This window comes from Aquincola tertiaricarbonis, from assembly GCF_000969605.1.
In the GTDB taxonomy this organism is placed as follows: domain Bacteria; phylum Pseudomonadota; class Gammaproteobacteria; order Burkholderiales; family Burkholderiaceae_C; genus Aquincola; species Aquincola tertiaricarbonis.
In genome coordinates this window covers 1-4242 of sequence record NZ_JZUE01000063.1, presented here as the reverse complement: position 1 = coordinate 4242, position 4242 = coordinate 1, and the positions used below count along the sequence as shown (strand labels likewise).

Genomic DNA, 4242 nt, shown 5'->3' with positions numbered 1-4242 from the left:
CCATCACCGCCGTCAACGACGCGCCGGTGCTCACGCCTGCCACCCCGGCGCTGCCCGGCCTGACGGAGGACCAGACCGCCAGCGCCGGCCACACCGTGGCCAGCCTGGTGGGCGGCAGCATCGCCGACGTGGACGGCGGCGCCCTGCAGGGCATCGCCATCACCGCCGCCAGTGCGCCCACCGGCGGCTGGCAGTACTCGCTGGACGGCGGCGGCAGCTGGCAGGCGCTGGGCGCGGTGAGCGACGGCAGCGCGCTGCTGCTGCGCGGCACCGACCGCCTGCGCTTCGTGCCCGACGGGGCCAATGCCGCCAGCGCCACCATCGGCTTCCGCGCCTGGGACCGCAGCAGCGGCAGCGCCGGCAGCAAGGTGAGCACCGCGGCCGCGGGCGGCACCAGCGCCTTCAGCACCGCCACCGACACCGCCTCCATCAGCGTCAGCGCCGTCAACGACGCGCCGGTGCTCATGCCCATCGCACCCACGCTGGCCTCGGTGCCGGAATGGGACACCAACCCGCCCGGGCAGACGGTGGCCTCCTTCGCCGGCGGCAGCATCGGCGACGTGGATGCCGGCGCGCTGCAAGGCATTGCGGTGACGGCGCAGTCGCCGGGCACGGGCAGCTGGCAGTACTCGCTGGACGGCGGTGCCAGCTGGCTGGACATGGCGCCGCTCGGCCCGCTGGGCGATGCCAATGCCCTGCTGCTGCGCGCCACCGACCTGGTGCGGCTGGTGCCCGACGGCGTCAGCGCCACCACCGGCAGCCTGGGCTACCGCGCCTGGGACCGCAGCAGCGGCAGCGCCGGCAGCCTGGCCGATGCCAGCGCCAACGGCGGCAGCAGCGCCTTCAGCAGCGCCACCGACGTGGCGGGCATCACCGTGTCCAACGGCAATGCCGCCCCGGTGCTGGCGCCGGCCGCGCCGGTGCTGCCCGGCCTGACCGAGGACGACACCGCCCATGCCGGGCAGACGGTGGCCTCGGTGCTGGGCGGCAGCGTGAGCGACCCCAATGCCGGCGCGGCGCAGGGCGTCGCCGTCACCGCGCAGGTGGCGGGTGCGGGCGGCTGGCAGTTCTCCACCGACGGCGGCGCCAGCTGGCAGGCGATGGGAGCCGTGTCCGATGCCTCGGCCCTGCTGCTGCGCGCCACCGACCGCGTGCGCTACCTGCCCGACGGCAGCGGCGCCACCAGCGCGAGCTTCAGCTACCGCGCCTGGGACCAGACCAGCGGCAGCGCCGGCAGCCTGGCCGATGCCAGCCTCCACGGCGGCAGCAGCGCCTTCAGCAGCGCCAGCGACACCGCCAGCATCTCGGTCACCGCGCTGAACGACGCGCCGGTTCTCAGCCCGGCCGCTCCGGCGATGGCCGGCCAGACCGAGGACCAGCTGGCGCCTGCCGGCCAGACCGTGGCCAGCCTGCTGGGCGGCAGCATCAGCGACGCCGATGCCGGCGCACTGCAGGGCATCGCCGTCACCGCCCAGTCGGCCGGCGGCGGCAGCTGGCAATACAGCCTGGACGGCGGCAGCAGCTGGGCCGCGCTGGGCGCCGTCAGCGATGCGCAGGCCCGGCTGCTGCGCCCGGCCGACCTGCTGCGCCATGTGCCCGACGGCGCCAACGGCGGCACCGTGAGCCTGGCCTGGCGCGCCTGGGACCAGACCAGCGGCAGCGCCGGCGCATGGGCCGATGCCAGCGTGAACGGCGGCACCAGCGCCTTCAGCGCGGCCACCGACACCACCACGCTGGTGGTCTCCGCCGTCAACGATGCGCCGGTGCTGACGCCCGCCGCGCCGGTGCTGCCTGCGCAGACCGAGGACGAGCTGAACCCTGCGGGCCATCTGGTGGCCACGCTGCTGGGCGGCCCGCTGTCGGACGTGGACAGCGGTGCGCTGCAGGGCGTAGCGCTCATCGGGCAGTCGGCGGCCGGCGGCAGCTGGCAGTTCTCCATCGACGCGGGCGGCAGCTGGCAGGCGCTGGGCGCCGTCAGCGATGCGGCCGCGCTGCTGCTGCGCAGCAGCGACCTCGTGCGCTTCATGCCGGACGGCCTGGGCGGCAGCACCGCCAGCCTGTCCTTCCGCGGCTGGGACCGCAGCAGCGGCAGCGCCGGCAGCCTGGCCGATGCCAGCATGAACGGCGGCAGCAGCGCCTTCAGCAGCGCCAGCGACACCGCCACGCTGGCGGTGGGCGCGGTCAACGATGCACCGGTGCTGGCGCCCACCGCGCCCGTGCTGGCACCGTTGACCGAGGACGAGACGGCCAACGCCGGACAGGCGGTGGCGTCCATCCTCGGCGGCGCGATCAGCGACGTGGACCCCGGTGCGCTGGCCGGCATCGCCGTCACCGGGCTGGCCTCGGGCAACGGCGGCTGGCAGTTCTCGCAGGACGGCGGCGCCTCGTGGTCGGCCATCGGCGCGGTGTCCGATGCTTCGGCCCGGTTGCTGCGGCCCACCGACCGCGTGCGCTTCGTGCCCGATGGCGCCAATGCCACGAGTGCCAGCCTCAGCTACCGTGCCTGGGACCAGACCAGCGGCAGCGCCGGTGCGCTGGCCGATGCCAGCCTGAACGGCGGCAGCACCGCCTTCAGCAGTGCCACCGACACCGCCAGCCTGGGCGTGAGCGCCGTCAACGATGCGCCGTTGCTCACACCGGCCGCACCGGTGCTGCCCACGCTCACCGAGGACGACACCGCCGGCAGCGGCCAGACCGTCGCTGCGCTGCTGGGCGGCAGCGTCAGCGGCGTGGACAGCGGCGCGTTGCAGGGCATCGCCATCACCGGCCAGGACCCCGGCCGCGGCAGCTGGCAGATCTCCACCGACGGTGGTGCCAGCTGGACGGCCGTTGGCAGCGTGAGCGACGGCAGCGCCCTGCTGCTGCGCGACATCGACAGCATCCGCTTCCTGCCGGACGGCAGCGGCGCCGACAACGCCAGCCTGAGCTACCGCGCCTGGGACCAGACCAGCGGCAGCGCCGGCAGCCTGGCCGATGCCAGCCTGAACGGCGGCAGCACCGCCTTCAGCAGCGCCAGCGACACCGCCACGCTCGACATCACCGCCGTCAACGATGCGCCGGTGCTCACGCCGGCGGCCCCGGTGCTGCCCAGCGTGACCGAAGACCAGGCCAGCCATGGCGGCCAGACGGTCGCGGCCATCGTCGGCAGCAGCATCGCCGATGCGGACGCCGGTGCGCTGCAGGGCATTGCGCTCAGCGGCCTGGTGGCCGGCAGCGGCAACTGGCAGTTTTCGCTCAACGGCGGCGCCAGCTGGTCGGCCGTGGGCAGCGTGAGCGACGGCAGCGCGCTGCTGCTGCGCTCCGGCGACCTGCTGCGCCTGGTGCCCGACGGCCAGAACGGCACCGCTGCCAGCATCACCTACCGGGCCTGGGACCAGACCAGCGGCAGCGCCGGCAGCAAGGTGGACAGCAGCACCGCCAGCGGCAGCAGCGCCTTCAGCAGCGCCAGCGACACCGCCTCGCTCACCGTCACCTCGGTCAACGATGCGCCGGTGCTCACGCCCGCCGCGCCCAGCCTGCCCGCCCTCACCGAGGACGATGCCAACCCCGCCGGCCAGACGGTGGCGGCGCTGCTGGGCGGCAGCGTGGCCGACGTGGACGGCGGCGCGCTGCAGGGCATCGCCGTCATCGGCCGCACGGCGCAGGCCGGCGCCTGGCAGTACTCGCTGGATGGCGGCGCCAGCTGGCAGGCAGTGGGCGCCGTCAGCGATGCCGGCGCCCTGCTGCTGCGTGCCAGCGACCGTCTGCGCTTCCTGCCCGACGGCAGCGCCGGCAGCAGCAACAGCCTGAGCTACCTGGCCTGGGACCAGACCAGCGGCGTGGCCGGCGGCCTGGCCGACGTGCGCACCGCCGGCGGCAGCAGCGCCTTCAGCCTGGCGGCCGACACCCTGGGCGTGAGCGTGTCCGACGTCAACGATGCGCCGGTGCTCACGCCCGCGGCCCCGGTGCTGCCCAGCCTCAGCGAGGACACCCAGGACGATGGCGGCACCAGCGTGGCCTCGCTCGTCGGCAGCAGCATCAGCGACGCCGATGGCGGCGCGCTGCAGGGCATCGCGGTGCACGGCGCCGCGGCCACCGGCGGCACCTGGCAGTACTCCACCGACGGCGGCGGCAGCTGGCAGGCCCTGCCGTCCGTCAGCGACGCGGGCGCCCTGCTGCTGCGCGGCACCGACCGGGTGCGGATGCTGCCCGCCGGCAGCCAGGCCGGCAGTGCCAGCCTGAGCTACCGCGCCTGGGACCAGA

General features: G+C 75.3%; 1 protein-coding gene. It reads left to right on the top strand.

Translation table 11 applies throughout. The features are described from left to right. On the top strand, positions 1-4242 hold a 4242-nt coding region (locus tag VO99_RS31080; RefSeq protein WP_046116133.1), incomplete at both ends, for a beta strand repeat-containing protein.